This is a genomic window from Chryseobacterium sp. TB1-D10, from assembly GCF_059803555.1.
In genome coordinates this window covers 198,862-224,946 of the sequence record NZ_JAPFHB010000003.1, presented here as the reverse complement: position 1 = coordinate 224,946, position 26,085 = coordinate 198,862, and the positions used below count along the sequence as shown (strand labels likewise).

Annotated in this window: 22 protein-coding genes and 1 tRNA gene; 16 read left to right on the top strand and 7 right to left on the bottom strand. The window is 35.6% G+C overall.

Annotated elements, in window-relative coordinates:
* Positions 1–65 precede the first annotated feature (65 nt).
* Positions 66–620, bottom strand: coding sequence for a pyruvate decarboxylase (locus OPU68_RS05535; protein ID WP_498473007.1), 555 nt, complete (start codon positions 618–620; stop codon positions 66–68).
* Positions 621–752: 132 nt separating this feature from the next.
* Between OPU68_RS05535 and polA the strand changes: the two genes are divergently transcribed.
* From polA to OPU68_RS05510, 5 genes are read left to right on the top strand one after another with little or no spacing between them, the layout of a single operon-like run.
* Positions 753–3,587: a DNA polymerase I gene (gene polA, locus OPU68_RS05530; protein ID WP_498473006.1), complete on the top strand. Its 2,835-nt coding sequence runs from the start codon at positions 753–755 to the stop codon at positions 3,585–3,587.
* Between the two features lie 31 nt (positions 3,588–3,618).
* Complete coding sequence (locus OPU68_RS05525; RefSeq protein ID WP_498473005.1) at positions 3,619–3,888, top strand: YciI family protein; 270 nt, start codon at positions 3,619–3,621, stop codon at positions 3,886–3,888.
* Between the two features lie 12 nt (positions 3,889–3,900).
* Positions 3,901–4,251, top strand: a complete 351-nt coding sequence (locus tag OPU68_RS05520; protein ID WP_498473004.1) for a bleomycin resistance protein — start codon at positions 3,901–3,903, stop codon at positions 4,249–4,251.
* Between the two features lie 15 nt (positions 4,252–4,266).
* Positions 4,267–4,614 (top strand): SdpI family protein, encoded by a 348-nt coding sequence (locus OPU68_RS05515; protein ID WP_498473003.1) that lies wholly within the window; start codon positions 4,267–4,269, stop codon positions 4,612–4,614.
* Between the two features lie 41 nt (positions 4,615–4,655).
* A complete protein-coding gene (locus tag OPU68_RS05510) occupies positions 4,656–5,681 on the top strand; it encodes a M28 family metallopeptidase (RefSeq protein WP_498473002.1) in 1,026 nt (341 codons plus the stop codon).
* A gap of 110 nt (positions 5,682–5,791) precedes the next feature.
* Here the strand turns inward: OPU68_RS05510 and OPU68_RS05505 are convergent, their stop codons facing one another.
* Together OPU68_RS05505 and OPU68_RS05500 are read right to left on the bottom strand one after the other, a co-directional pair.
* Complete coding sequence (locus OPU68_RS05505) at positions 5,792–6,559, bottom strand: NUDIX hydrolase (RefSeq protein WP_498473001.1); 768 nt, start codon at positions 6,557–6,559, stop codon at positions 5,792–5,794.
* Positions 6,537–7,736, bottom strand: coding sequence for an MFS transporter (locus OPU68_RS05500; RefSeq protein ID WP_498473000.1), 1,200 nt, complete (start codon positions 7,734–7,736; stop codon positions 6,537–6,539). Before OPU68_RS05500 ends, OPU68_RS05505 begins: the two co-directional genes overlap by 23 nt.
* Positions 7,737–7,942: 206 nt before the next feature.
* Between OPU68_RS05500 and OPU68_RS05495 the strand changes: the two genes are divergently transcribed.
* The 6 genes from OPU68_RS05495 (at position 7,943) to OPU68_RS05470 (ending at position 17,234) form a co-directional block, all read left to right on the top strand.
* Complete coding sequence (locus tag OPU68_RS05495) at positions 7,943–10,840, top strand: SusC/RagA family TonB-linked outer membrane protein (protein ID WP_498472999.1); 2,898 nt, start codon at positions 7,943–7,945, stop codon at positions 10,838–10,840.
* 10 nt (positions 10,841–10,850) lie between these two features.
* Positions 10,851–12,401, top strand: coding sequence for a RagB/SusD family nutrient uptake outer membrane protein (locus OPU68_RS05490; RefSeq protein WP_498472998.1), 1,551 nt, complete (start codon positions 10,851–10,853; stop codon positions 12,399–12,401).
* Between the two features lie 2 nt (positions 12,402–12,403).
* Positions 12,404–13,276: a hypothetical protein gene (locus OPU68_RS05485; protein WP_498472997.1), complete on the top strand. Its 873-nt coding sequence runs from the start codon at positions 12,404–12,406 to the stop codon at positions 13,274–13,276.
* A 178-nt stretch (positions 13,277–13,454) separates the two neighbouring features.
* Positions 13,455–14,921 (top strand): glycoside hydrolase family 30 protein, encoded by a 1,467-nt coding sequence (locus OPU68_RS05480; protein ID WP_498472996.1) that lies wholly within the window; start codon positions 13,455–13,457, stop codon positions 14,919–14,921.
* 24 nt (positions 14,922–14,945) lie between these two features.
* Positions 14,946–15,746: a glycoside hydrolase family 16 protein gene (locus OPU68_RS05475; protein WP_498472995.1), complete on the top strand. Its 801-nt coding sequence runs from the start codon at positions 14,946–14,948 to the stop codon at positions 15,744–15,746.
* A gap of 48 nt (positions 15,747–15,794) precedes the next feature.
* Entirely contained in the window at positions 15,795–17,234 is a 1,440-nt protein-coding gene (locus tag OPU68_RS05470; RefSeq protein WP_498472994.1) for a glycoside hydrolase family 30 protein, read from the top strand.
* Positions 17,235–17,313: 79 nt separating this feature from the next.
* Here the strand turns inward: OPU68_RS05470 and OPU68_RS05465 are convergent, their stop codons facing one another.
* Together OPU68_RS05465 and OPU68_RS05460 are read right to left on the bottom strand one after the other, a co-directional pair.
* The gene (locus OPU68_RS05465; protein ID WP_498472993.1) at positions 17,314–17,832 is read right to left on the bottom strand and encodes a hypothetical protein; all 519 of its coding nucleotides are present in this window, start codon (positions 17,830–17,832) and stop codon (positions 17,314–17,316) included.
* A gap of 201 nt (positions 17,833–18,033) precedes the next feature.
* Complete coding sequence (locus tag OPU68_RS05460) at positions 18,034–19,137, bottom strand: M14 family zinc carboxypeptidase (RefSeq protein ID WP_498472992.1); 1,104 nt, start codon at positions 19,135–19,137, stop codon at positions 18,034–18,036.
* Positions 19,138–19,476: 339 nt separating this feature from the next.
* Here OPU68_RS05460 and OPU68_RS05455 point away from each other — a divergent pair, with 339 nt between their 5' ends.
* The 5 genes from OPU68_RS05455 (at position 19,477) to OPU68_RS05435 (ending at position 24,183) form a co-directional block, all read left to right on the top strand.
* Positions 19,477–20,532 carry a TerC/Alx family metal homeostasis membrane protein gene (locus tag OPU68_RS05455; protein WP_498472991.1) on the top strand — a complete coding sequence of 352 codons (1,056 nt, stop codon included), beginning with the start codon at positions 19,477–19,479 and terminating at the stop codon, positions 20,530–20,532.
* A gap of 479 nt (positions 20,533–21,011) precedes the next feature.
* Entirely contained in the window at positions 21,012–21,527 is a 516-nt protein-coding gene (locus tag OPU68_RS05450) for a helix-turn-helix domain-containing protein (RefSeq protein ID WP_498472990.1), read from the top strand.
* Positions 21,528–21,547: 20 nt separating this feature from the next.
* A tRNA-Arg gene (locus OPU68_RS05445) sits at positions 21,548–21,622 on the top strand.
* A gap of 42 nt (positions 21,623–21,664) precedes the next feature.
* Positions 21,665–23,854, top strand: a complete 2,190-nt coding sequence (locus tag OPU68_RS05440) for a B12-binding domain-containing radical SAM protein (protein ID WP_498472989.1) — start codon at positions 21,665–21,667, stop codon at positions 23,852–23,854.
* Between the two features lie 146 nt (positions 23,855–24,000).
* On the top strand, positions 24,001–24,183 hold the full coding sequence (locus OPU68_RS05435; RefSeq protein ID WP_498472988.1) for a hypothetical protein: 183 nt from the start codon (positions 24,001–24,003) through the stop codon (positions 24,181–24,183).
* 18 nt (positions 24,184–24,201) lie between these two features.
* Here the strand turns inward: OPU68_RS05435 and OPU68_RS05430 are convergent, their stop codons facing one another.
* Positions 24,202–24,483, bottom strand: a complete 282-nt coding sequence (locus OPU68_RS05430; protein WP_498472987.1) for a FoF1 ATP synthase subunit delta/epsilon — start codon at positions 24,481–24,483, stop codon at positions 24,202–24,204.
* 84 nt (positions 24,484–24,567) lie between these two features.
* Positions 24,568–26,076, bottom strand: a complete 1,509-nt coding sequence (atpD, locus tag OPU68_RS05425) for a F0F1 ATP synthase subunit beta (RefSeq protein WP_498472986.1) — start codon at positions 26,074–26,076, stop codon at positions 24,568–24,570.
* Positions 26,077–26,085: the final 9 nt, after the last annotated feature.

Genomic DNA, 26,085 nt, shown 5'->3' with positions numbered 1-26,085 from the left:
ATTGCAAAAGTATTAAAATCTGAAAGAATTCCTTTAGAAATAGATTAATATAATGTGAATTAAAATTAGTTGATCAGTTCTTTATGAATTTTTCTGATCGCACCTTTTGTCCCGATGATCACAGAATTGGAAGCCGAGCCAAGCAATCTGCCGTTTCCTTTGTAAGTATCATACGAAGTTTCCATGATGAAATGTCCTTTGGAATCATATAGTTTCATACTCACAATCACCTGATTTGAAAAAACATACTTCCCAAAACCAACTTTAAAATATTTCACTTTCGGAACGATAGCTGCATCCGCATTGTTGTTTTGGCAAATCTCTTTCACCATTTTTGTATCAACTTCATCAAAGGAAATCGGTGTATCAACTTGCAGATATTTAATATTTCCAAGAGATTTCATTTTGTCAGAAGTAGCAGTATAAAATGCAGAGTAAGTAGGTTCTTTAATTTCTGTAATATCAGGAAAGATCTCCGGATTGAAATAAAGAACGGTTTTTACTTTCGAAATTTTGAAGTCTTTATTCTTATAAACCAAAGTGTCTCCATAATTTGCACAGGAAATCAGGAGAGTTGATACATAGAAAGTTAGAAAAAGAGAAGATAGATGTGTTTTCATTTGCTTGGTGCAAAATTACAATGAAATTTCAACAATTCAATGAAAATTTTAAGATTTTTTTAACAAATTAAAATTGGTCTATTTTTAGACCTTTCATCACATAATCATCACATTTTTATTACTTTTGTTTCTATGACTTCAACAGACAAAAGATTATATCTCATAGATGCTTACGCGATGATTTTCCGTGGTTATTTTGCATTCATCAAAAACCCCAGAATCACTACAAAAGGTATCAATACTTCTGCCATTTTTGGCTTTACCAATTCTTTGATCGAATTAATAAAAAGAGATCGTCCCACGCATTTGGCTGTGGTTTTTGATGTTGGCAGAACCAATGTCCGTCACGATGATTATGCAGAATACAAAGCCAATCGCCTGGAAACTCCTGAACCAATTTTGCTTGCTAAACCTTATATTAATAGCATTTTAGAAGCGATGCATATTCCAATTTTAGGAGTTGAAGGTTACGAGGCTGACGATGTCATTGGAACGATTGCCTGCAAAGCTGAAAAACAAGGTTATGATGTTTTTATGGTAACGCCGGACAAGGATTTTGCACAATTGGTAACGGATAAAATCAAGATCTACAAACCAAGTATGAAAGGCAGTGATATTGAGATCCTTGGTGTTGAAGAGATTAAAGCCAAATACGAAATCAACGACCCAAAACAGATCATCGATTATCTTGGAATGATGGGAGATGCCGTTGATAATATTCCGGGATTAGATGGTGTTGGTGATAAAACTGCGAGAAAATTCATTCAGGAATTTGGATCGATGGAAAACCTTCTGGCGAATACGCACACGCTGAAAGGAAAAATGAAGGAGAAAGTGGAAGCCAGTGCAGAAATGGGACTTCTTTCCAAAAAATTGGCAACGATTCTTTGCGATGCTCCTATCGAGTTTTTGGAAGAACAATATGATTTGGATATGCCTGATTTCGAAAAAGTTAAAGAAATTTTTGACGAACTGGAATTCCGAAGACTTTATGAAAATCTTTACCGCGCATTTTCCAATAAAGAATATGTTGAAGAATTAATGGAAGTTGAAAATCCGACCGATGGAAAAGTTCAAACTTCCAATTCTCCTAACAAAAACGGGATGATGGATATGTTTGCCACTTTCGAACAGTTGGATCAGTCAACCACTACAAAATCAAATATCGAAGGAAACGATCATCTTTATCAATATATCGATACTCCAAAAGCTCAGAGGATTCTTTTAGATAATTTACTAAAACAAAAAGCAGTTTGTTTTGATACAGAAACGACTTCGCTGAATGAACTGGAAGCTGAATTGATAGGGATGAGTTTCTCTTATAAAAAAGGTTTAGCTTACTATATTCCAATCTCTGAAAATCAGGAAGAAGCGCAACAAACTATTGAACTTTTTCGACCATTTTTCGAAGCTGAAAATATTCTGAAAATTGCTCACAATCTAAAATACGATGCTAAAGTTCTTCAGAATTACAACATTGACATCAAAGGTAAAATCTTTGACACAATGATCGCACATTACCTTCTGAATCCCGACGGACGACACGGAATGGATTATTTATCGGAAATGTATTTAGATTATAAACCTGTTTCCATAGAATCTCTGATCGGAAAAAAAGGAAAAAACCAATTGACTTTGCGTGAAGTTGATATCGAAACGCAAACCGCTTATGCATCGGAAGATGCGGATGTGACTTTCCAATTGTACGAATTATTTGCACCTCAATTGGGCAAAGAAAATCTCGAAAAATTGTTCTATAATGTTGAAATGCCGTTGATGAGAGTTCTTGCGAAGATCGAATTGACAGGTGTAAAACTGGATAACAATTGGCTTGCGCAGGAAAGTATCGATTTGGAAAATGATTTGAGAATTTTAGAGGCAAAAATCTTTGAATTGTCCGGAGAAAATTTCAATATGAATTCGCCGAAACAATTGGGCGAAATTCTTTTTGATAAAATGCAGTTGGATCCAAAAGCGAAAAAAACCAAGACCGGACAATACGCAACTTCGGAAGATGTGCTTCAAAAATTATCTTCCAAGCACGAAATTATCGCTTCGATTCTGGAATACAGAACGTTGCAGAAACTAAAATCAACTTATGTTGATGCTTTACCAAGTCAGATTGATGTAAAAGACAATCGGGTTCATACCACATTTGCGCAAACAGTCGCAGCAACAGGTCGTTTGGCAAGTGTCAATCCGAATCTTCAAAATATCCCGATCCGAACATTAAGAGGACAACAAATCCGAGGTGCCTTTGTTTCGGATGAAGGAAAAAAAATCATCTCAGCAGATTATTCTCAAATCGAATTAAGACTGATTGCAGAAATTTCCGGCGAGCAAAATATGATAAATGCTTTTCAAAATGATGAAGATATTCACGTTTCAACAGCGGCGAAGTTGTTTGATATTCCATTGGAAGAAGTGACGAAAACCCAAAGAGGTCAGGCGAAAACGGTGAATTTTGGGATCATTTATGGGCAGGGCGCTTTTGCTTTAGCCGAACAAACCGGACTTTCCAGAACTGAGGCGAAAAAAATGATTGATTCTTATTACGAATCTTATCCGCGTCTGAAAGAATATATGGCAGAACAAGTCAAGAAAGCGCAGGATCTAGGTTATGTCCAGACGATTCTTGGCAGAAAACGCCATTTGAAAGATATTAATTCCAGCAACTTTGTAGTGAAAGCTCACGCAGAAAGAAACGCTGTGAATGCACCAATCCAAGGAAGTGCCGCTGATATTATCAAATTGGCAATGATAAAAATTGATGAAGAACTAGAAAATCAAAACCTTCAAACTAAAATGCTTCTACAGGTTCATGATGAATTGCTTTTCGAAGCACCGATTGATGAAGTTGACGTTGCGATGTCATTAATTAAAAAAGAAATGGAATCTGCTTTTGTGACGACTGTTCCACTTTTGGTGGAAGTTGGTGTTGGGAATAATTGGTTGGAAGCGCATTAATTAATATAATAAAATTAAAAAACAAACAAATATGAAAGCAGTAGTATTTTACGAGCACAACACAGAGAAAACAATGGACGAATTTATGGCGGTTTTTCCACGTCACGAAACTTTTGAAGCAGAATTTTTAAAGTCTGGAAAAGTTTTGGGAACAGGCGCTTTTGCTAATCCGGGAGAAGGTGCAATGGCCATTTTTATCAACAAGGAAGCTGCGGAGGAGTTCGTAAATGGAGATCCTTTTGTACAGGAAGGTTTGATTGCAAAAGTGACCATCAGAGAATGGAATGACGAATTAGCTTAAAATTTTTAAATTATGATTTCACTTGTCATTCCCAAACTTCCTTTTATCTATAAAGAGAAGACGATTAATTATTATCAGAAATTAGGTTTCGAACTGGTTGCAGATCATGGCGATTATCTGATTACACAGTATAAAGATTTGGAAATTCATTTTTTTAGTTTTGAAACTTTTATTCCGGAAAAATCTGATTTTATGATTTATCTGAGAATAGATAATGATATTGAAAATTTTTATCAAAACTTTCAGAATCAAGGAATTGAAATCCATCCAAACGGAAAACTGGAAACGAAACCTTGGGGAATGAAAGAGTTTTCCTTAATAGATCCAAGCGGAACTTTGTTGACTTTCGGGGAGAAGAATTAACTTTAATAATCAATTATGTTAGAGAATATTACATCTACATCAAATATAGTAGGATCAATTTTCTTAACTATGGGAATAATTCCATTCTTTTTCCCACCAAAAAAGATCAACAGGCTTTATGGTTATAGAACTAGTAATTCTATGGAAAATATTGAACGTTGGAATTTCGCCCAAAAATTATCTTCAAAACGATTAATAATTACAGGAATTACAATTCTGATACTAGGAATCGTGGGACTTATTTTCCCTTCCCTTCGAAATGCCAGGAATGGTATTGGTTTGACAGTATCAGTTCTAATGGTCATCTTTGTTTATATTAAAACTGAATCCGATATCGTAAAGAAATTTGGAAAAATCTTGTAACAATCTTTTCATCACACCGACTTAATAATTAAATTAAATTTATGAAAAATATAAAACTATATGGCTTTCTTGCCGGGTTTGCACTTTTGCAAAGCTGCTCTACGGCTAAAAACTTCACTTACGAAGGCAAAGGTTTCAAAGATGCCTACAATAGCATCAGTCTGGAAGAACTAAAAACCAATTTATACGTCATAGCTGCAGATGATATGCAGGGTAGAGATACCGGAAGCGCAGGTCAGAAAAAAGCCGGCGTTTATATGATAGAGCAGTACAAGAAAAACGGAATCGGTTTTCCGGCAGCTTTGGGCTCATATTATCAGAAAGTTCCGTCAGAAGCAATGAAAAAATATGGTGAAACGTTGCCAGATTCTGAAAACATTATGGCCTACATCGAAGGAAGTGAAAAACCAAATGAAGTGATTGTAGTTTCTGCGCATTACGACCATGTGGGAACTAAAAATGGTGTGGTTTTCAATGGTGCAGATGACGACGGGAGCGGAACGGTGGCGGTAATGGAAATTGCACAAGCCTTTCAGGAAGCTAAGAAAAAAGGGTATGGTCCGAAGAGATCAATTCTTTTCCTTCATGTAACGGGCGAGGAACACGGACTTTTCGGTTCCGAATATTATTCCGATCATCCGGTTTTCCCATTGGCAAATACTGTTGCAGATCTTAATATCGATATGATTGGGCGTGATGATCCGGAAAACAGAGGCAAGCAATATGTCTATGTCATCGGTTCTGAAATGTTGAGTTCTGAACTTAAGAAAATTAATGTTGCAGCGAATGATAAAACAGTGAAACTGGAACTTAATTATAAATATGACGATCCGAAAGATACAGAAAGATTGTATTACAGATCAGACCATTACAACTTTGCAAAACACAATATTCCAGTAGCGTTTTTCTTTGATGGTATCCACGAAGATTATCACAAATCGACGGATGATGCTGATAAAATAGATTATCCACTATTGCAAAAAAGGACTCAATTGGTTTTTGCAACGGCTTGGGAATTAGCAAACAGACCGGAAAGAATCAAGGTTGATGGGAAGAATAACAGATAGGTTTTAGGTAGTAGAATTTAGATTTTAGATTAAATTATATTTTTAAAGCTACAATTATATAAAAGACGACAGAATTTGTCGTCTTTTTTCATGCTTAAGTTTAAATTTTATTAATCAAAATCAGATTTTGTAATGCTTCCCGACCCTTCCAGAAATCGGTACAGATATGGCGCTTTGTTGGCAGAACCGCTATAATGTTTTTCCAATCTTTCCAAGATATTCATACTTAATATTTTTCTTTGAAAATTGTTGCGTCTCAGTGGTTCTCCAAGAATAGATTCGTAAAGATTCTGCAGTTCTTTCATTGTAAATTTATCCGGAAGAAGATTGCTGCCCATCACTTGATAATCAATATTTTTTCTGAGATAGAGCAGTCCTTTTTCGATCATTTCCTGATGGTCAAAAGCCATGTTTGGTAATTCATTCACATTAAACCACTGGCAAACTTCATTGAAAGAATCCGGGAAAGTGTAAGTCAAAGTATAATCTATCAACGCGCAGTAACCTACAGATATGAAACGCTGATAGATCCAGTGATTTTTGTCCACATCTATATTTTTGTTTTCCAGAAGTTTCTGGTGGACGTTATTTTCGGTACGTTTGATGTCACCAAATGTGTAAAATTGTTCCAAAAATACGTCAGAAAGGTGTGTTCGCTCGTGTAGAGTTCTTGCAGCTGCGTCATTCAGATTCTCATCATTGAAGATAAAACCACCTGGCACAGACCAAAGATCCAGATCATGATATTTGAGTAAAAGTACTTTGAGCGTATCCTTGTGAAAGCCAAATATCACGCAATCTACCGAGACGTGTTCTACAAAATCATTGGTGTCTATGAGTTCTTTTAGATTCTGTTTATTCTTGTGGTTTTCGGTCATAGTTTATTGGTGTTTTGTTGAGGAAAAATGTGAGACCAAATATAATTAATAATGGCAATAAAATAAATAAAGGATAAAAATTACTCACATCTTTATGAAAAATAACCGCCATGTAGAGAGATCCGACAGAACTTCCCAGAGAAGAGCAAATGACAACTATCGATACCAGAAGATGTGTTTTTTCTTTCGGAACTTTATTCAGTATCTCCGAATTATAAAGTGGAAAAAGTGGTGCTAAAAATAATCCAATCATCGGCATTATAAAGATCAATAAGAATTTATAGTCAGTATAAAAATAAGAGATCAGGATTTGGCAAATGATCAGGATTGAAAATACAATTCCCAAGCAGATCAATACAAACGGAAACCAATGAAATCTCAATATCAGTCGGCTTGTTGCTAATCTTCCAAAAAATGAAAATAAGGCTAAAAATGCGGAAGCCTGAAGTGCAAAATAGGAATTGATCTTCAAATTATTTTTAAAAAAACTGGGAAGCCACGAGTTAAAACTTTGCTCCACAGAAACCATAAAAAACACGATAACAAAGAAATAAATGATCTTCGGGGTCAGAAAAAATTTCCATTCTCCAGGTTTTTTCTCGGTTTCTGAATTGGGTTCTTCGTCAATTTGTGCCGATCTCAACATTAGTAAAGTTATGATGCTTAATAATGCAATGATCCAAAATCCAAACTTCCAGTATTCTGCATAGTCACTTGTCAGCAAAGTTCCGAACCCTATATTAACGAAAAAAATTCCGATCATAAAAGACGCGTCCACACTACTGATAGCGCTGGATAGCTGCTGATCTTTAAAATTGTTCTTGATAATACTGAAAACCGAAATCTTTGCCAAAGCGAAACTGACGCCTACAATACTAAGCCAGATTTTGAAAAACCAAAAAGTATCTACAAGAGGCAAAGCAATGCAGCTTGCGAGAATAAAAACCAGTGAAAATATGAGTGCATTTTTGTTGCCTGTTTTAGCAATGAGATTCACGCAAATCAGAGATACAATCGCCATCGGAATATCTTTAAAAGACTCCAAAACACCTAACCCCTTATATGACACTTTCGCTGACAATTGAAGGATGATGACGCCCATACTATTCAATAGCATAGAGAAGATCAAAAAACTGAACATGAGAGGCAGTATGATCTTGTTTTTATTAACATTCATTTAATGATGCCTTAACTTTTTTTAACATTGACTGGTATTTTCAGTGATTCCAAAAGTACAAAAAATAATGGAAATGATGATAAGGTACAATCGGAAATTACCATCAATAAAGGGAAAATAAAAAAAATGAAAATTTATTTTGTTGTGTGAAAAAAAAAATTACTTTTATTGTCTCAGTTTGAGATTAACAAAAAATTAATTAAAATATGAACTTAAAGTATTCAAAATGTCTCGGATTAGCAGCTGTTCTTTACTTTACGGCCAACTACTCCGCGCAGCAGGTAAGTGACACAGCTTCTAAGGAGAAAACCATCGAAGAAGTTGTTGTCATTGGTTACGGAACTCAGAAAAAAAGTAACGTGACCGGAGCAATTGCAAGTATCAAAGCTTCTGATATTGAAAACATTCCTGCAGGAAGACCGGAGCAAGTTTTACAAGGTAGGGCTGCAGGTGTAAATGTTATTTCAAATTCAGGACAGCCTGGTTCTAACGCAACCATTCGTGTAAGAGGTGTTACCAGTTATTCATCAAATAACGATCCTTTATGGGTAGTTGATGGGATTGTGGTTGATGGAATAGGGTGGCTAAATCAATCTGATATAGAAAGTATTGAAGTTCTTAAAGATGGTGCTTCTTCTGCAATCTATGGTGTTTCTGCAGCTAGAGGTGTAATATTGGTTACTACTAAAAAGGGAAAAAAGGGTAGTCTAACTTTATCTTATAACGGATTTTATGGATTTAGTAATGCTGCAAGAAAACTAGATTTGTTAAACGCTACTCAGTATGCAACAATAATTAATGAGGGCTTTGCTAATGATGGAAAAGCTATTAGATTCCAAAACCCCTCATCTTTAGGTGTCGGTACAGATTGGCAGAAACAGATTTTTAGCACCGGAGAACGCCAAAATCAAGAAATTAGCATTCAGGGAGGTAGCGAGAAATCTACATTCTTTGGATCATTTGGATACTACGACCAAACTGGTATTGTGATGAGCGATATTTCTTATTACAAAAGACTTACTGCCAGACTTAATTCAACTCATAAGGTAACTGATTGGTTAACTTTGGGACAAACATTTGCATACACACATCAAAAAGATCAGGGTATTAATGCTAATGGAGAATTTGGGGGACCAATCAGTTCTGCAGTTAATCTTGATCCAACAACTCCTGTAGTTGTTACGGATTTATCAACTGTAGATGCGAATATGTACTCTAATGCAAATATCATTAGAGATGAAAATGGAAATCCATACGGAATTTCTCCGTACGTGAATCAGGAGATGTCTAATCCAAAAGCTTTCAGATACACTCAACTTGGAAACTTTAACTGGTCTGATAATTTTATTGCAAGTGTTTTTGCAGAAATAAAATTCTTAAATCATTTTACCTTCAAATCGTCTCTGAATGGTAAAAAGGCATATTGGGGCAATCAAGGATTTACTCCTTTATTCTACTTAAGTCCCACCTACAGTAATCTTGTGAATAACAGTTTAAGCCGTACTTCTCAAAACAAATTTGAATGGAGTATGGAGAATACTTTAAACTATCAAAACAAATTTGGTCAACACAGTATTAATGCTTTGATAGGAACTGGGTATTATGACTACAATATCGGAAATGGTCAAACAATTACGCATACAAACCTTCCAATCAGTAGTTATCAAGATGCTTCATTCAACTTTACATTGCCTGCAGAAAACAGAACATCTGGTGCTTGGGATAATGTAGAATGGAATAAGGCCTCATATTTTGGACGTTTGATTTATGATTATGATAACAGATATCTTTTCACTGGAACTTTGCGTTACGATGGATCTTCACTTTTCGGTGCCAACCATCACTGGGGTGTTTTCCCATCTTTCTCATTAGGATGGAATGTTAACAATGAAAGTTTCTGGCCTCAAAATAATATTGTTAATAGTTTGAAATTCAGAGGAGGTTTCGGAAGTTTAGGTAATGACGGAATTGGAGCATTCAGATTTTCAAGTTTCTTTCAAGGTGGATTCAATTACACAAATGGCAACAATACCGTTATGACTGGTTATGCACCAGGTTCGTTGGCAAATCCAGACCTTAAATGGGAAACTACAAGACAGTTGAACATTGCTGCTGATTTGAAATTGTTCAGTAACGTTAATTTATCAGTAGATTTTTACAAGAAAAAAACAGTTGACATTTTAAGACCTATCGCTATTCCTGGTTATGTTGGTGTTTCTGCACCATACATTGCGAACGTTGGTGATATGGAGAACCGTGGTGTGGAAGTAGAATTAGGATATAAGAAAAACTGGAGTGATTTTACATTTTCATTGAATACAAATTTTGCATATAATGAAAATGAGGTACTTTCCCTTGAAACAGGAACTAAGTATTTAGATGAAAGCGGATACCAGTCCATGGGACCTACACAAAGAACAATTGTCGGAGATCCTTACAAATCGTTCTATGGTTTCAAAACATTAGGCGTATTCCAGAACCAAGAACAAATCAATGCTTATGTTAATGGAAACGGACAACTGTACCAAGGAAATGCAAAACCAGGTGACTTTATATGGCAAGATTCAAATGGAGATGGTGTAATCGATGATAATGATAAAGTAAATCTTGGAAGTTCAATACCTAAATTTAATTTTGGAGCTACTTTAAATTTTGGCTACAAAAATTGGGATTTAATGGTATTTGGACAAGGTGCTGCAGGTCATAAAATATTTCAAGGTTTGAGAAGACTAGATATGTTGGATGCGAACTACCAAACCAAGATTTTGGATAGATGGACCGGGGAAGGCTCAACGAATGTTAATCCGAGAGTAACTAGAGATGATCCTAATAAAAACTACTCAAGAATGTCCGATTGGTATTTGCAGAAAGGAGATTACTTCCGTATTAAACTTGTGCAAATTGGATATACACTTCCACAAGATATGACTCAGAATTTCGGTGTGAGCAAGCTTAGACTTTTTGTGACTGGTGAAAATCTTTTCACATTCACAAAATATACTGGTTATGATCCAGAAATTGCAGCGGGAGATTCATTTGGAATTGACAGAGCTTTTTATCCACAAGCAAAAACATTTATGTTTGGTGCTAATGTAACTTTCTAAAATAAATAAAATGAAAAATAAATTCTTAAAAATAACATTTGCAGCATCCTTACTTGTAGGTTTATCTGCAATGAATGTGTCTTGTACTGATGCTGATCTGGAAGAAAAAGATAATCCAGGTACGTTCTTATCTGATAACTTTTTCCGAAATGAGCAAGAGGTATTTTTTGCTCTTGTTGGAACCTACGATCCCATGAGAAAATATGCTGGAGGATTTGAAAACTTAGTGACATTCTACAATGCGGCATCAGATGATTTTTATGCAGGAGGAGGTAGCGCAACAGACGGAGCGGGAATTCAAGGTGCTTCCAGTTTTCAAATCAATCAAAATACAATGCCAGCTAGCTATTGGAGAGACTACTATCAGGGAATTAATAGAGCCAATACTCTAGTCCTTAGAGCTCCTGCTGCAGTAATGAACGAGGCTACAAAAAGCAGATTTATTGCAGAAGCAAAGACGCTTCGTGCTTTATATTATTTTGATTTGGTACGTATTTTCGGAAATATTCCTTTAATATTAAAACCATTTTCAGCTACTGATGATCTTTTTAATGTACCTCAAGTTGCTCCATCAGCTATTTATGCTCAAATTGAGGCGGATCTGACTCAAGCAATTCCTGATTTGCCGATGACAGTAACGAGTGATCAGAAAGGCCGTCTAACACAAGGAGCGGCGAAAGCATTACTCGGTAAGGTTTTTCTTTATGAAAATAAAAAAGCAGAAGCTGCTGCACAACTTGCTGACGTCAATGGAACACCTGGTGGAACCAGTCAGTACGGGTACAAATTGGTAGCCAATTTTGCTGATCTATTCAAATCTGCGCCAGTAACTGAAGCTACAGACCCATACAAGTTCAGCTCCGAATCTATTATAGAAGTGATGCATACCAACAAAGCGAATTCTGACTGGAGTTTCTGGGGACAAGGTAACGATGAAGGAAATTCTATCTGTATCATGACCGCACCTAGATCGTATAACAAGAAAACAAGTGATGCACCTGATCTTGTTTCAGGTTGGGCTTTCAATACCATTACTACTGACCTTTATAATTTTATGCAAAATGATCCGAGAAGAGATGCAACCATCTTGAATATGGCTCAATTAAAGCTAGAAAATAAAGCAGATTACTCACCAGCTTATATGGACACTGGTTATTTCCTATACAAATATATGCCTAGAACGTATATGCTAACTAATTTACCAGGTTCTCAGGAATTGAACTACCGTCAAAATTATATTCTCATTAGACTTGCTGACACCTATTTGATGGAAGCAGAAGCTTTAGGCGGTACAGGCAGCAGAGCTCAAGCATTGTTGGATGCTGTGAGAGCAAGAGTTGGACTTTCTCCAGTTCCAGTTTCGTTGCAGGCAGTAAAAGATGAAAGAAGAAGAGAGCTTGTTGGCGAAGGTCACAGATTCTTTGATTTGGTAAGATGGGGCGAGGCTGCAAGCAAACTTTCCAGCAAAGGTTTCGTAGCTGGAAAAAATGAGATAATGCCAATCCCGCTTACAGAATTAACTGGTACAATTTTAAAACAAAATCCTAATTACAATAACTAATTATGAAAAACTATTTTAAATATTCAATACTTTTTGGGTTATCGGCATTAGCGTTTTCCTGCGTTCCCGATACAGTTGACGGAGATGGCAACGGTCTTACACCAACAAGTACAGACGCTTCTTTTACAGTAACAAAAACTTCGGAAAATCATTATAGACTTTCTTCTTCTAATAATAATTATATCTCATCAAAATGGGATCTAGGTGATGGAGGCGGATTTGGTACAGGTCCAAATACTTATGACGTGTTTATTCCAGATGAAGGAACTTACAATATCCAACATCAGATCGTAGGTCAAGGAGGAATTGTTGCTGGAACAGCCAGCCAAACTGTGAAAGTTGATAAATCCGATCCTGCTGCAGGTAATATGATTCAGGGCGGCAAATTTATGGATGCTGCCGATGTAGCAAAATGGAGTCTTGCTTTTCCTAATCCTTCAGGAACGGCTCTTTGGACTTTCGCAGATGGAAAAGCCACCTTTGTTGCAAAAGGTTGGGAAAGAAATGTAATGTACCAAGCAGTAAATGTAGTAGCAGGGCGTAAGTACAAAGCTGATGCTGTTGTAAGCTCAAAAGGTGTTGCAGATTCGTGGTTTGAAATCTACGTCGGATATACAAAACCAACTGCAAATACTGATTACACAGGAGACGGAAATGATTCTACATGGCTGAGAGGTATTAATACATGGGCTGGCAGTGGTACTTCTGCATTCAACGGAAAAATATCTAGTGTTGGTTCTACCAATTCTAATAATCCTACCGGAACTTTCGTAGCAACTCAGACTGGTGTAGCTTATTTTGCCATCAGATCCGGTGGTAATGACATGAAAGACGGTATTTCTATTACCAATATAGAATTCCGCGGAATTAACTAATTTTTTCTTATCATATTTTCTTAGGTGAAAGAGGTTCTCAACAACCTCTTTCATTTTTATTAATATTAACAAAGATCTTCACACAATTTTTCAAAAAAGGAAAAGCTGTAATGGAAACACAATTTCAGGACAATTTTTCTTAAAATGAATAGTAAGGATGATCACAAATTTTATGAAAATGTTTACAAAATCAAACGTATTCCCAAATAAAATGTTTTTCTTCGGGATCACAATTTTTTCGCTTCTGTTCTGTCAAAGCAGCACAGTTGATGAGCAGACAACTACCAATCCACCAACAGACGGAGGTAACAATGGTAATTATGCATCGGCGAGTTTTTGGCTCACCAAAGCAGACGAATCCACAAAGCTTCAAAAGCAAAATGATATTTTTTTTAATAATGCAGCTAATAATTATCAAACTCTGGATGTAGATGCAACTCAAAAATATCAAATGATTGATGGCTTCGGTTACACGTTAACTGGTGGAAGTGTTCAAGTAATCAATCAATTATCAGCAACCAAGAAAGAGGAACTTTTGCAAGACCTTTTTTCTGATAAAGAGAATGCTATCGCAGTAAATTACATTAGATTAAGCATTGGCGCATCGGATCTTAACAGTACCTTTTTTTCTTATGACGATATGCCGGCTGGACAAACGGATGTTGCACTTGCCAATTTTTCTTTAGCAAAAGATCAGGCTTTGATTGATATGCTGAAGAAGATTTTGACCATCAATCCAAATATCAAAATTATGGCAACACCTTGGTCGCCACCAGTTTGGATGAAGGACAACGGAAGTTCAATAGGCGGAAGTCTTCAGCCGCAGTATTATAATGTTTATGCCCAATATTTCGTAAAATATATTCAGGCAATGAAAGCGCAGGGAATTACGGTTGACGCCATTACACCTCAGAATGAGCCTTTGCATCCGGGGAACAATCCAAGTTTGCTAATGACAGCTTCTCAACAGGCAGCTTTTATTAAGAATAGTCTTGGGCCAGCTTTTAAGGCGGCAAATATCACAACGAAGATTGTTCTTTACGATCACAATTGCGACAAACCGGAATATCCAATGGAAATCTTGGCAGACGCAGAAGCAGCGAAGTATGTTGACGGTTCGGCTTTCCATCTTTACGCCGGAAATATTTCTGTTTTGAGTAATGTTCATCTGGCTTATCCTGCCAAGAATCTATATTTTACAGAACAATGGACAGGTTCTACATCGTCTTTTTCGGATGATTTGATGTGGCATTCTAAAAACGTAATCATCGGTTCTATGAGAAACTGGAGCAAAGTGGCTTTGGAATGGAATCTTGCTAATGATCCGGGATTCAATCCTCATACAGATGGCGGCTGTACACAGTGTAAAGGTGCAGTTACAGTCAACACCAGTGAAGCTTTTACAAAAAATGTGGCTTATTACATCATCGCACACGCTTCCAAATTTGTTCCTCAGAATTCTCAGAGAATTGCTTCTACACAACCGGGAAATCTTAGTTCAGTTGCTTTTATAAGACCTGACGGAAAAACAACATTGATTGTTCTGAATGAAGGAAATGCGACAGAGAATTTCAATATCAAAATGAATGGGAAATCCGCTGCAACATCTCTACCAGCAAGAGCCGTCGCTACTTTTGTTTTTTAATGATAGATTTAAAATTAATCTAAAATGAATTTCAATAAAATTATAATCATATCGGTTTTATCATTGATTTCAGTGATGAATATCTCTTGTTCCAGTCATAAAAATTCCGCCAAAGGTAAACTCGTATTTCAGGATGAATTCAGTGATAAAGGTTTGCCGAACTCAACGAAATGGGAATTTGAAGTGGGTGGCGACGGTTTCGGAAATAATGAACTTCAGTTTTATACAAAAGACAGAACCGAAAATGCCAGAGTAGAAAATGGCCATCTCATCATAGAAGCTAAAAAGGAAAAGTGGGAGAAGAACGATTATACTTCAGCTAAATTAATTACTAAAAATACTTTTCCTTTTCAATACGGAACAATTGAAGTCAGGGCAAAATTACCCAAAGGAAAAGGCACGTGGCCTGCCATCTGGATGCTGAGTAAAAATCTTAAAGAATGGCCGGATGATGGTGAGATTGATATTATGGAACACGTTGGTTACAACGAAGGTTTTGTTCACGGCTCGGTTCATACCAAAAAATATAATCACATCATCAATACTCAAAAGACGGATACAATTATCATCAAAGACGCAACCGAAAACTTTCACGTTTACAGAGCCGACTGGACACCTGAGAAAATCGAAATGTATGTAGATGACAAAAAATATTTCACCTACATCAAAACTGAAAAAGAATATGAAGCCTGGCCGTTTGATCAGCCATTTTATTTGATTCTGAATCAGGCAGTAGGAGGGAACTGGGGCGGAAAGGAAGGTGTGGATGAAAAAATATATCCGCAAATGTTTCTGATAGATTATGTCAGAATTTATAAGAAATAACGAAATAAATGATGTAGGAAATTTGATGTCAAATATTAAAAAAACAAAATGAAAAAGACAATTATTTTATTTGCTGCTTTGTCACTTTCAGCAAATATAAATGCGCAGAATTACTGGAAAAAAGGAATGAAGCAGGGAAAAGTGATTATTACTTCACAGAAAAATAACGAGAAATTTGCCAAGAAAGCCAACGCTATTTTTACAGATTTTCCTCAGCCAAAAGAAACAGACGTTTGTGTTTTCGTAGATCCGGATTTCAAATATCAAAAACTGATAGGAATTGGTGGTGCCATTACAGATGCTTCCGCAGAGGTTTTTGCAAAAATTCCGAAAGAAAAGCAGAAGGAATTTATCGAAGCTTACTACGGAAAATCGGGGATAGGGTATAATATTGTAAGGACAAATATGAACTCCTGCGATTTCTCCAGCGATTCTTACACTTATGTAAAAGACAATGACGAATCTCTGAATTCATTTGATGTAAAGCACGATGAACAGTACAAAATTCCAGTAATAAAACTCGCACAAAAAGCCATTAATCCAAAAGATTTCAGATTTTATTTCAGTCCGTGGAGTCCGCCAGCCTGGATGAAGACGAATAAAGATATGCTGAAAGGCGGAAAATTATTAGACAAATATTATCAGGTTTGGGCAAATTATTATGTTAAGTTCATTCAGGAATATGAAAAGAGAAACATTCCGGTTTGGGGACTGACGATCCAAAATGAACCAATGGCCGTTCAGACTTGGGAATCTTGTTTATACACAGCTGATGACGAGGCAAAATTCCTGAAAGAAAACCTGGGTCCAACACTTTGGAAAAACAATTATAAGGACAAAAAAGTCATTATTTGGGATCACAACAGAGATTTGATGTACCAGAGAGCTACGACTACTTTGCAAGATCCGGAAACTTCAAAATATGCTTCCGGAATAGGTTACCATTGGTATGAAACCTGGAATAATAAATCACAACTCTTTGATAATCTCGCAGAAACGCACAGAGCTTTTCCAGATAAATTCCTGATTTTTACAGAAGGATGCAAAGAACAATTTGATTTTTCAAAGATTTATGATGTAAGTTTAGGAGAATTATACGGCCGAAATATGATCAACGATTTCAACAAAGGAACATCTGCGTGGACAGACTGGAACATCCTTTTGGACGAAAAAGGTGGCCCAAACCACGTTGGGAATTTTTGTTTTGCACCAATTATATATGATACAAAAACGAAAGAACTGCATTACACTTATGAATATTATTACATCGGACATATTTCAAAATATGTAAAACCAAATGCACAGCGCGTTGGAACTTCTACCAATAAAGACTTTTTGTTATCGACCAGCTTTCTGAACGAGAGTGGGGAACTGGTAGTGGTGGTGATGAACGAAAGCGATGCGGACACAGATTTCAATCTTTGGATTGAAGGAAAATCTTCAAAACTTTCTGCGCCGGCACATTCTATTCAGACTATAGTTTTATAGTTATATATTATTTTCAAAGGAACAGCAGCTAAATTTTTTAGCTGCTGTTTTATTTTGTGTCTGTAAGAGTGAAAAAAATTTATTTTAATTTAGCTGTGATCATTTTGCAATCTGCCGGAGTAAGTATTTGTCCTTTAGAATAATTGATGGCATTTGGAGAAGAATAAACCAATTTCGCAGCACTTGGATCTGCGTACTCGCCGATACCTTCCAGTAAAACGCCGCTGTCCTGTAAGAAATAAATTTCTCTTTCGCTTACAGTGCCTTCAGACGTAAATTTATAATTGACTCTCAAAGTATCACCAGCAACTTTTCCTGTAATATCACCGGAATTGGAATCTTTTTCAAAGTTTTTATATTTTAACTTTCCTGAAACATTTCCATTTGTGATCTTATAAGACAGAAACATGGAATCTTTCCCAATGACATTCATGTAGCAATAATCAACATCTTCATTTTCAGCAATTTGATTTGGGTCTTCGGAAACTGCCAGTGTATCGGGTTTTCTGTTTTCGACATTCATCTGTTTGCCGTCATTTTTTTCGCACGAGCAGATCACAAGCAAAACTGTGGAAAGAATTAAAAAAGAGTTTTTCATAATTATTATATTGATATAAAGAATGCTTAGAAAATATTATACCATATTGATTTATAAAGGAATATGAAGGCTATAAAACACTTGTAAATGATATTTCAAAAAAGTCCTATAATTTATATTATGTTAAATATAACATTTAAAATATTGATTTACAGTTATTTAAAAATACAAAAAAAACTGTTCTTGGTTGTTATGCCGAAATTATTCAATTTTAAAATCTACCAAAGAATCCAGTTTTGGAAATTTCTTGATAGAAACAAATTTTCTTCCAGTACAGTCGATTTCTTCCCAGCCTTTCTTGTGATTCAGATCGCCAACTTCAATAACATATGGCTGATAAGTCAGATTTTTATTTTCATCCAGCATTTCCCTGTATTGTACGGCGATGTCCATAATGCATTCGAATTCTGTATTAAGCTTTACATTTCTGTAAATAAGATCAAAATGAGTTTCTTTATTCTGAGGAATATCAAAATAAGTTTCATAGCTCAATGTATCACCTTTTAGGACAGAAATTGCCTTCAAAGCAAAATACAAAGCTTGTGTGTAATATTCTCTGGTTTTTTTTCTATCAAGATCATCTTCGTAAAATCCACCTTCAAATAAAATAGACGGAATCCCGGATTTCATAAAGTTGTCACCGCTGGATGTCGGATAGAATTCGTCTGTATATTTGGCAATCCTGTTCGGCAAAATATGTTTCATCTGCATATAAACTGCCGCAATTACCGCCATACTTTTTTTTCGGTTTTCAGTCAGGTCTCTTTCAATATTTTCTGATGGCGATAAAAATGACAAGGTTGCCGGATGAATTCCGTCAGTCGTAAAGATTGTCCGCTGATCGTGGAGATTTAGCAAGTAACTATAATTACCATTCAAAATGACAGATTTCAGAACACGCATTTCATTGCTTGAATCTCGGATAAAATCTCTGTTGATATCTATATCATAAGCATTTCGTCTGGTCCAGGATTCGGAACCATCAGGATTCAGCATAAATATAAAATCCAATTGAATCAGTCCTAATAGCTTTTCACTGAGTTCCGGTTGTTTATCAAATATTGAAAGTAAGTCAAGCATTGCCAGCGTAGCAGTCGATTCATTTCCATGCATCTGGGACCAGGCTGCAACTTTGATATTCCCATTTCCTAAGGTCAACATATAAATAGGTTTACCCAAACTAGACTTTCCTATCTCTTGGATAAGATTGCTGTAATTGTCCTGTAAGTAAGAAAATAATTTTTCAGGGGAAATATAGCGATTAGGGAAATCAGCATTTTGAGAATAAGGAAAACTATTAGTCATTTCTATTTGGTTTGATTTGTCACAAAAATAACATTTAATCCTAATTAACCACCGTTACATTTGTAAAATGTTCAAACAATCTCAAATGTCAATTTGTCTGTTGATTTTTTTGTGGATTGCATTATCGATATTTTTATATTGTAAAGTATCTAATATCAGTATTTTATATAATTTAATTGAAGCTAATTTTTAAATTTACTTTAATAGCTGATTTTAGGTATTGAGGCCATTTGTTCGTCAAATTATTAAACATTTTTTTGACGAATTTTTATTTATTTTACAAATGTATAAATGCTTATTTCTTAATTAATTCCCTATTTTTGTTACAATTACTAACAAATGAACAACGAGATCTTATTCCTGTCAGGATTTTTAATCTTTATTGTCACACTACTCCTACTCGATCTGGGAATTTTCAACAAAAAAGACGCAGCAGTTTCTTTGAAACAAGCGGGATTTATGAGTGTCTTTATAATTCTACTGTCCTTGGGGTTTTATATATTGCTTACCCATTATGGTCATCTAATCCACGGAATAGATAGTATAGAAAAACTACAGGAAATTATCATCAAACATAAACACCCGGTTAAAATAATTCCTGGAGACTTGGAACACAGCATCAAGCTTTATGATAAGAATCTGGGACTTGAGTTTCTTACCGGATATGTTGTGGAATATGCACTTTCAATAGATAATATTTTTGTAATTCTTTTAGTCTTCAGTGGATTCGGTGTTGCACCTAGAAATTATCATCGGGTTTTGTTCTGGGGAATTTTTGGAGCAATTGTAATGAGATTCCTTTTTATCTTTATAGGAGCTGCTTTGATCCAGAAGTTTGAATGGATTATGTATGTTTTTGGCGCCTTCCTGATATATACAGGCATCAAAATGTATATAGAGAGAAATAAAGATGATGAAATCGATCCGCAGCATCATCCTGTTGTGAAATTTGCTCAGAAACATTTCAAGGTACACAACCAGTTTGTGGGCAGTAAATTCTTTGTAGTCATTGATGGAATCAGAAAGATCACACCATTATTTTTGGTTTTGATTATTGTAGAATTTACAGATTTAATATTCGCTGTTGACAGTATACCAGCTATTTTCTCAATTACAAAAGATCCCTACATCGTATTTTTCTCAAATATTTTCGCTATTATCGGACTTCGATCCATGTTCTTTTTGCTGGCTGGCATTGTGAGTAAATTCAGATTTCTAAAAATTGGTTTAGCCGCGTTACTTACATTTATCGGTCTCAAGATGATCTTTCATCATTACCTGGATTATCTTGGATTTACAACTTCACATTCTCTTATTGTGATTGTATCGATATTGTTTTTAAGTATCGTTATGTCCCTAATATTTCCGGAAAAGGAAGTTCAAACAGAATCTTAACATCGAGAAATATAACTGAAAACGCTCATCGTCGCTTATATCATCAATAAACATATTATCAAAATGTAATTGCGAAAAGCACCTGTGAGTTTGGGGAAATCTGCACTTACAAGTGGAAAAAATTTCAAAATGGAGTTTATAATATCATTGAATTTAATGGTAATTCTTAATAATTATTCGTCCAAAAAAGGAAAATCGAATACTATTTCAGATTTAAAATGGCTTACTAATTTAATAACTAGCACCCTCCCATTTGCCGCTTTTGAGAAGATATCCACAACAAAAAGTTTGTAAAAGAGAGATTATAAGTTTTCCACAGTTGTGATAATCAATTTCAAAGTTTTCCACAATTGATCATTTAAGATATTATAAGATATTGATTAACAGTTAATTAAAATATAAATAATTATTTTACAAAAGTAAATTACAATTATTACAGATGTAATCTTAATTAATTATAATATTATTACATTTGTAATATGGAATTTACCAATAGAATTACAAAAGTAATCGAATATTCAGAAATGACACCTGCAGAATTTGCTGAGGAAATTGGCGTGCAACGTTCTAGTATTTCTCATATTATTTCTGGCCGGAACAAACCTTCTCTTGATTTTATCACGAAAATAAAAACTGCTTTCCCAAAATTCGAGTGGGATTGGCTTATCAATGGCGAAGGTGAAATGCTAATCTCAGATAAAGTTCCAGAGCCGGCCGAAGAAAAAACTGAAATCGTTGAAAAGAAAAAAACATCTTTACCCGATTTATTTTCTTTAATTAATGATGAGAATTTCGGATTCACAGAAAGTGAAGATAAAGTAGAAAAATCAAAACTGCGAGAATCAAATATTTCCGAACCAATCCCAGAAAAAAATATTTTATCCAATTCTCAGCCATTAGAAAAAACAGCTCAAAAACCGGATACAAAAAATAAAAACATCAAAAGAATTGTATTTTTTTATAAAGACGGCACTTTTGAGACTTACGAAAATTAATTATTTTTAAATCCAATATTGGCCTTATAGTTCAACGGATAGAATAGAAGTTTCCTAAACTTTAGATCCAAGTTCGATTCTTGGTAAGGTCACCAATATTCAAACTTTATAAATCTTATCTTTGCAAAAAATCTCTTTTGAAAGATATTCTTCTTATCACGCCTCCTTTCACGCAACTCAACACGCCTTATCCCGCGACGGCTTATATCAAAGGTTTTTTGAATACCAAAAATATATTATGCTATCAGATCGATTTGGGGATTGAAGTGATTTTGCAGTTGTTTTCAAAAAAAGGCATTCAAAAGGTTTTTTCCAAAGACATCGATCTTACAAATATTTCTGAAAACTCGCAACGAATCTTCGCTTTACGAGATGAATATATTAAAACTATAGATCAGGTTATTCTCTTTCTTCAAAATAAAAATCCAACTTTAGCGCGACAAATTTGTTCAATGAATTTTCTTCCGGAAGCTTCCCGGTTCAACCAATTGGATGATATGGAATTCGCTTTTGGAAATATGGGTTTGCAGGATAAAGCAAAACATTTGGCAACTCTATATCTCGAAGATCTTTCTGATTATATTGTTGAAAATGTAGATTCGGATTTTGGTTTCAGCAGATATGCAGAACGCTTGGGGAAAAGTGCAAATTCCTTTGATGAATTATATTTTAAATTGAATGATAATCAGACTTTTATAGATGATTTCACTTTGAATATTCTTCGCGAAAAACTAGAATTAGTACAGCCAAAATTGGTTTGTTTTTCAGTTCCTTTTCCCGGGAATCTATATTCTGCTTTTAGATGTGCTAAATTTATCAAAGAAAATTATCTACACATCAAAACTGCGATGGGCGGCGGTTTTCCAAATACGGAACTAAGAGAAGTCAAAGACAAAAGGGTTTTCGAGTTCATTGATTTTATTACTTTGGATGACGGCGAATTACCTTTGGAATTGGTCTATAAAAGTGTCCATAACAAAACTGAAAATTCAGAATTAAAAAGAACTTTCTTAATTGAAAACGAGGAAGTCATTTATAAAAATAATTCCACAAAACACGATTACAAACAAGCACAAGTTGGAACACCGGATTATTCTGACCTGCAATTAGATAAATATATTTCCGTCATTGAAATTGCCAATCCAATGCACAGTTTATGGAGCGATGGCAGATGGAACAAGCTCACAATGGCGCACGGTTGCTATTGGGGAAAATGTACTTTCTGCGATATTTCCCTGGATTACATCAGACTTTACGAGCCAGTTTCCGCAAAAATTCTGGTTGATCGAATGGAAGAACTGATTGCAACAACTGGCGAAACCGGATTCCATTTTGTGGATGAAGCCGCGCCTCCAGCTTTGATGCGCGAAGTGGCTTTGGAAATTCTAAGAAGAAATCTAGTTGTGACTTGGTGGACCAATATTAGATTTGAAAAAAGTTTCACTCAGGATCTTTGTTTCATTTTAAAAATATCGGGTTGCGTTGCTGTTTCTGGTGGATTGGAAGTTGCGAGTGACCGATTATTAAAGTTAATTGACAAAGGTGTTTCCATAGATCAGGTTGCGAGAGTGACAAGAAATTTTACCGAATCCGGAATTATGGTTCACGCTTATTTGATGTATGGCTATCCGACTCAGACAGTTCAGGAAACGGTTGATTCTTTGGAAATGGTACGGCAGCTATTTGAAATGGGAATTTTACAAAGTGGATTTTGGCATCAGTTTGCGATGACAGCGCACTCACCTGTTGGCATTAATCCTGAAGAATATGGCGTGGTTCCAGTGAAACAAGAGATTTTATTTGCAAATAATGATATTGATTTTACTGACAAAACAGGAATTGACCATAGCAAATTCAGTTTTGGATTGAAGAAATCGTTGTTCAATTATATGCACGGAATCAATTTTGAAATGCCGTTGCAAAGTTGGTTTGATTTTAAAATTCCGAGAACTACGATTCACCCTGATTATATCCACGACTCACTTTTGGAAGATGAAAATTTTAATTTTAAACCGAATTCCAAAGTTGTTTTCCTGGAGAAAAATGTGATTGCTGAAGATTTTGTTAAAACTAAAAAAGGAAACTCCTGGGAATTATCACAATTAACTTTTCATTTGAAAACCAATATTTTGAAAATAGAATTGGATAAAGAACAAGCGCATTGGCTGATTAGAATTCTAAATGAAAATTCCATCGAAAATGGAAAAAAATTGAGTTTGCTGCAACTTAAAACTGATTTTGAAAATAACTTTGAAGATTTTGAATTGTTCTGGTTTTCGAAACCTATTCAGCAGTTGAAGGAAAATGGGGTTATTTTGAGTTTATAATATAAAATAAAGATAACGTTTTATTTGTCATTCCGCAGGATTCTAAACTGTCGAGATTGACTTCGTCGAACCACTTCGTTAGGTTTCCTACGGAATGACAAAATTTTGTTTTTATTGACCTGGAAATTTAAATAAATAATAAATAGTTGAATTTAAAGACAAATGTTCAACTTTGCGAAGCTGCAGCCCGACTTGAGTGGAAATCCTTTTTTGTAGCTGGAAAAGCGAAGGCAAAAAAATTGGGAACGGAAGGCGGAAAAAGCTGCCCAAATCAATATTCACAAACTTATAAAACAAAAAATCCCGAAAATTACTTCTCGGGATTTTGATTTATATGAATTAGAAATTTACTCGCAAAGAATAATTCCTTTATCATTGTTGAATTCTAAAACACCACTTTTGATCTGGTAAGAGTAAGCGCTTTTAGCTTCTGTTTCTTTGGTAAGGTATTTTTGGTAGGAAGAACCAACTTTATCAGTGTAGATCTTCACTTTTCCACCAACCAAAGCAGAGACAATCGCTGCGTGATTTTTAAATATTTGGAATTGCCCGCTTTTTCCTGGAAGAAGAACGGATTCAACCTCGCCATCAAAGATTACAAATTCCGGAGTTAAAATTTTTATATTCATTTTTATGAAATTATAGATTGTAGATTTTAAATTATAAATTATTCCAATTCAGTCTAAAATCTAAAATTTAACATTTAAAATTTCTTAAGCGTTCTCAGCTAACAATTTTTGTCCTGCTGCGATAGCTTCTTCGATAGTTCCTTTCAAGTTGAAAGCTGATTCCGGATACTGATCCAACTCTCCATCGATGATCATATTGAAACCTTTGATGGTATCTTTGATATCTACCAATGATCCTTTAAGACCTGTAAACTGCTCAGCAACGTGGAAAGGCTGAGACAAGAATCTCTGAACTTTTCTAGCTCTGTAAACTACCAGTTTATCTTCCTCAGAAAGTTCTTCCATACCAAGAATCGCAATAATATCCTGCAATGCTTTGTATCTCTGAAGAATTTCTTTTACTCTTTGTGCACAATCATAATGTTCATCTCCAATGATTTCCGGAGCCAAGATTCTTGACGTAGAAGCCAATGGATCTACCGCCGGGTAAATACCTAATGAAGCAATTTTTCTGTCCAATACAGTTGTTGCATCCAAGTGAGCAAACGTTGTAGCCGGAGCCGGATCCGTTAAATCATCCGCAGGTACGTAAACCGCTTGTACTGAAGTAATTGAACCATTTTTTGTAGAAGTAATTCTCTCCTGCATCGCACCCATTTCAGATGCCAATGTCGGCTGATAACCTACCGCTGAAGGCATACGACCAAGAAGTGCAGACACCTCAGAACCAGCCTGTGTAAAACGGAAAATGTTATCCACAAAGAACAATACATCTCTACCTTGTCCGCTTTCGCCACCGTCTCTGTAATATTCTGCCAATGTCAAACCAGAAAGTGCTACTCTAGCTCTTGCTCCTGGCGGTTCGTTCATCTGTCCGAAAACGAAAGCTGCTTTTGAATCTTTCATTTCTTCCAGATCAACTTTGGAAAGATCCCAACCTCCATTTTCCATAGAGTGCATAAACTCGTCTCCGTATTTGATAATGCCTGATTCCAGCATCTCTCTCAAAAGGTCGTTTCCTTCTCTTGTTCTTTCTCCTACTCCTGCGAATACGGAAAGACCACCGTGACCTTTTGCAATATTGTTGATTAATTCCTGAATCAATACTGTTTTTCCAACACCTGCTCCACCAAACAATCCAATTTTACCTCCTTTTGCATAAGGCTCAATCAAATCGATTACTTTGATACCAGTGAAAAGAACTTCTGCTGAAGTCGTCAACTGGTCAAATTTTGGTGCTTCTCTGTGGATTGGCAAACCTCCTTCTCTTGACAAGTTCGGAAGACCATCGATAGCATCACCAACAACGTTGAATAGACGTCCGTTTACGCCTTCTCCAACTGGCATTGTGATCTGCTGACCTGTTCCAAGAACTTCCTGTCCTCTTTGAAGACCGTCTGTAGCATCCATCGCGATACATCTTACAACGTCCTCGCCAATGTGCTGCTCAACCTCCAAAACAACTTTTTCGCCGTTGCTTTTGATGATTTCCAGAGCGTCATATATGTTTGGTAATTGTTCAACTTCATTAAAGACCACATCGATAACTGGTCCAATAATTTGTGAAATTTTTCCTTTAATTTGGTTTGCCATTACTAAATT

Coding starts and splice junctions, on each gene's coding strand:
- OPU68_RS05455 (WP_498472991.1), top strand. CDS start 19,477: ATGAACAACGAGATCTTATTCCTGTCAGGATTTTTAATCTTTATTGTC.
- OPU68_RS05535 (WP_498473007.1), bottom strand. CDS start 620: ATGAAAACACATCTATCTTCTCTTTTTCTAACTTTCTATGTATCAACT.
- OPU68_RS05450 (WP_498472990.1), top strand. CDS start 21,012: ATGGAATTTACCAATAGAATTACAAAAGTAATCGAATATTCAGAAATG.
- OPU68_RS05525 (WP_498473005.1), top strand. CDS start 3,619: ATGAAAGCAGTAGTATTTTACGAGCACAACACAGAGAAAACAATGGAC.
- OPU68_RS05495 (WP_498472999.1), top strand. CDS start 7,943: ATGAACTTAAAGTATTCAAAATGTCTCGGATTAGCAGCTGTTCTTTAC.
- polA (WP_498473006.1), top strand. CDS start 753: ATGACTTCAACAGACAAAAGATTATATCTCATAGATGCTTACGCGATG.
- OPU68_RS05480 (WP_498472996.1), top strand. CDS start 13,455: ATGTTTACAAAATCAAACGTATTCCCAAATAAAATGTTTTTCTTCGGG.
- OPU68_RS05510 (WP_498473002.1), top strand. CDS start 4,656: ATGAAAAATATAAAACTATATGGCTTTCTTGCCGGGTTTGCACTTTTG.
- OPU68_RS05475 (WP_498472995.1), top strand. CDS start 14,946: ATGAATTTCAATAAAATTATAATCATATCGGTTTTATCATTGATTTCA.
- OPU68_RS05460 (WP_498472992.1), bottom strand. CDS start 19,137: ATGACTAATAGTTTTCCTTATTCTCAAAATGCTGATTTCCCTAATCGC.
- OPU68_RS05465 (WP_498472993.1), bottom strand. CDS start 17,832: ATGAAAAACTCTTTTTTAATTCTTTCCACAGTTTTGCTTGTGATCTGC.
- atpD (WP_498472986.1), bottom strand. CDS start 26,076: ATGGCAAACCAAATTAAAGGAAAAATTTCACAAATTATTGGACCAGTT.
- OPU68_RS05515 (WP_498473003.1), top strand. CDS start 4,267: ATGTTAGAGAATATTACATCTACATCAAATATAGTAGGATCAATTTTC.
- OPU68_RS05505 (WP_498473001.1), bottom strand. CDS start 6,559: ATGACCGAAAACCACAAGAATAAACAGAATCTAAAAGAACTCATAGAC.
- OPU68_RS05520 (WP_498473004.1), top strand. CDS start 3,901: ATGATTTCACTTGTCATTCCCAAACTTCCTTTTATCTATAAAGAGAAG.
- OPU68_RS05500 (WP_498473000.1), bottom strand. CDS start 7,736: ATGAATGTTAATAAAAACAAGATCATACTGCCTCTCATGTTCAGTTTT.
- OPU68_RS05470 (WP_498472994.1), top strand. CDS start 15,795: ATGAAAAAGACAATTATTTTATTTGCTGCTTTGTCACTTTCAGCAAAT.
- OPU68_RS05485 (WP_498472997.1), top strand. CDS start 12,404: ATGAAAAACTATTTTAAATATTCAATACTTTTTGGGTTATCGGCATTA.
- OPU68_RS05430 (WP_498472987.1), bottom strand. CDS start 24,483: ATGAATATAAAAATTTTAACTCCGGAATTTGTAATCTTTGATGGCGAG.
- OPU68_RS05490 (WP_498472998.1), top strand. CDS start 10,851: ATGAAAAATAAATTCTTAAAAATAACATTTGCAGCATCCTTACTTGTA.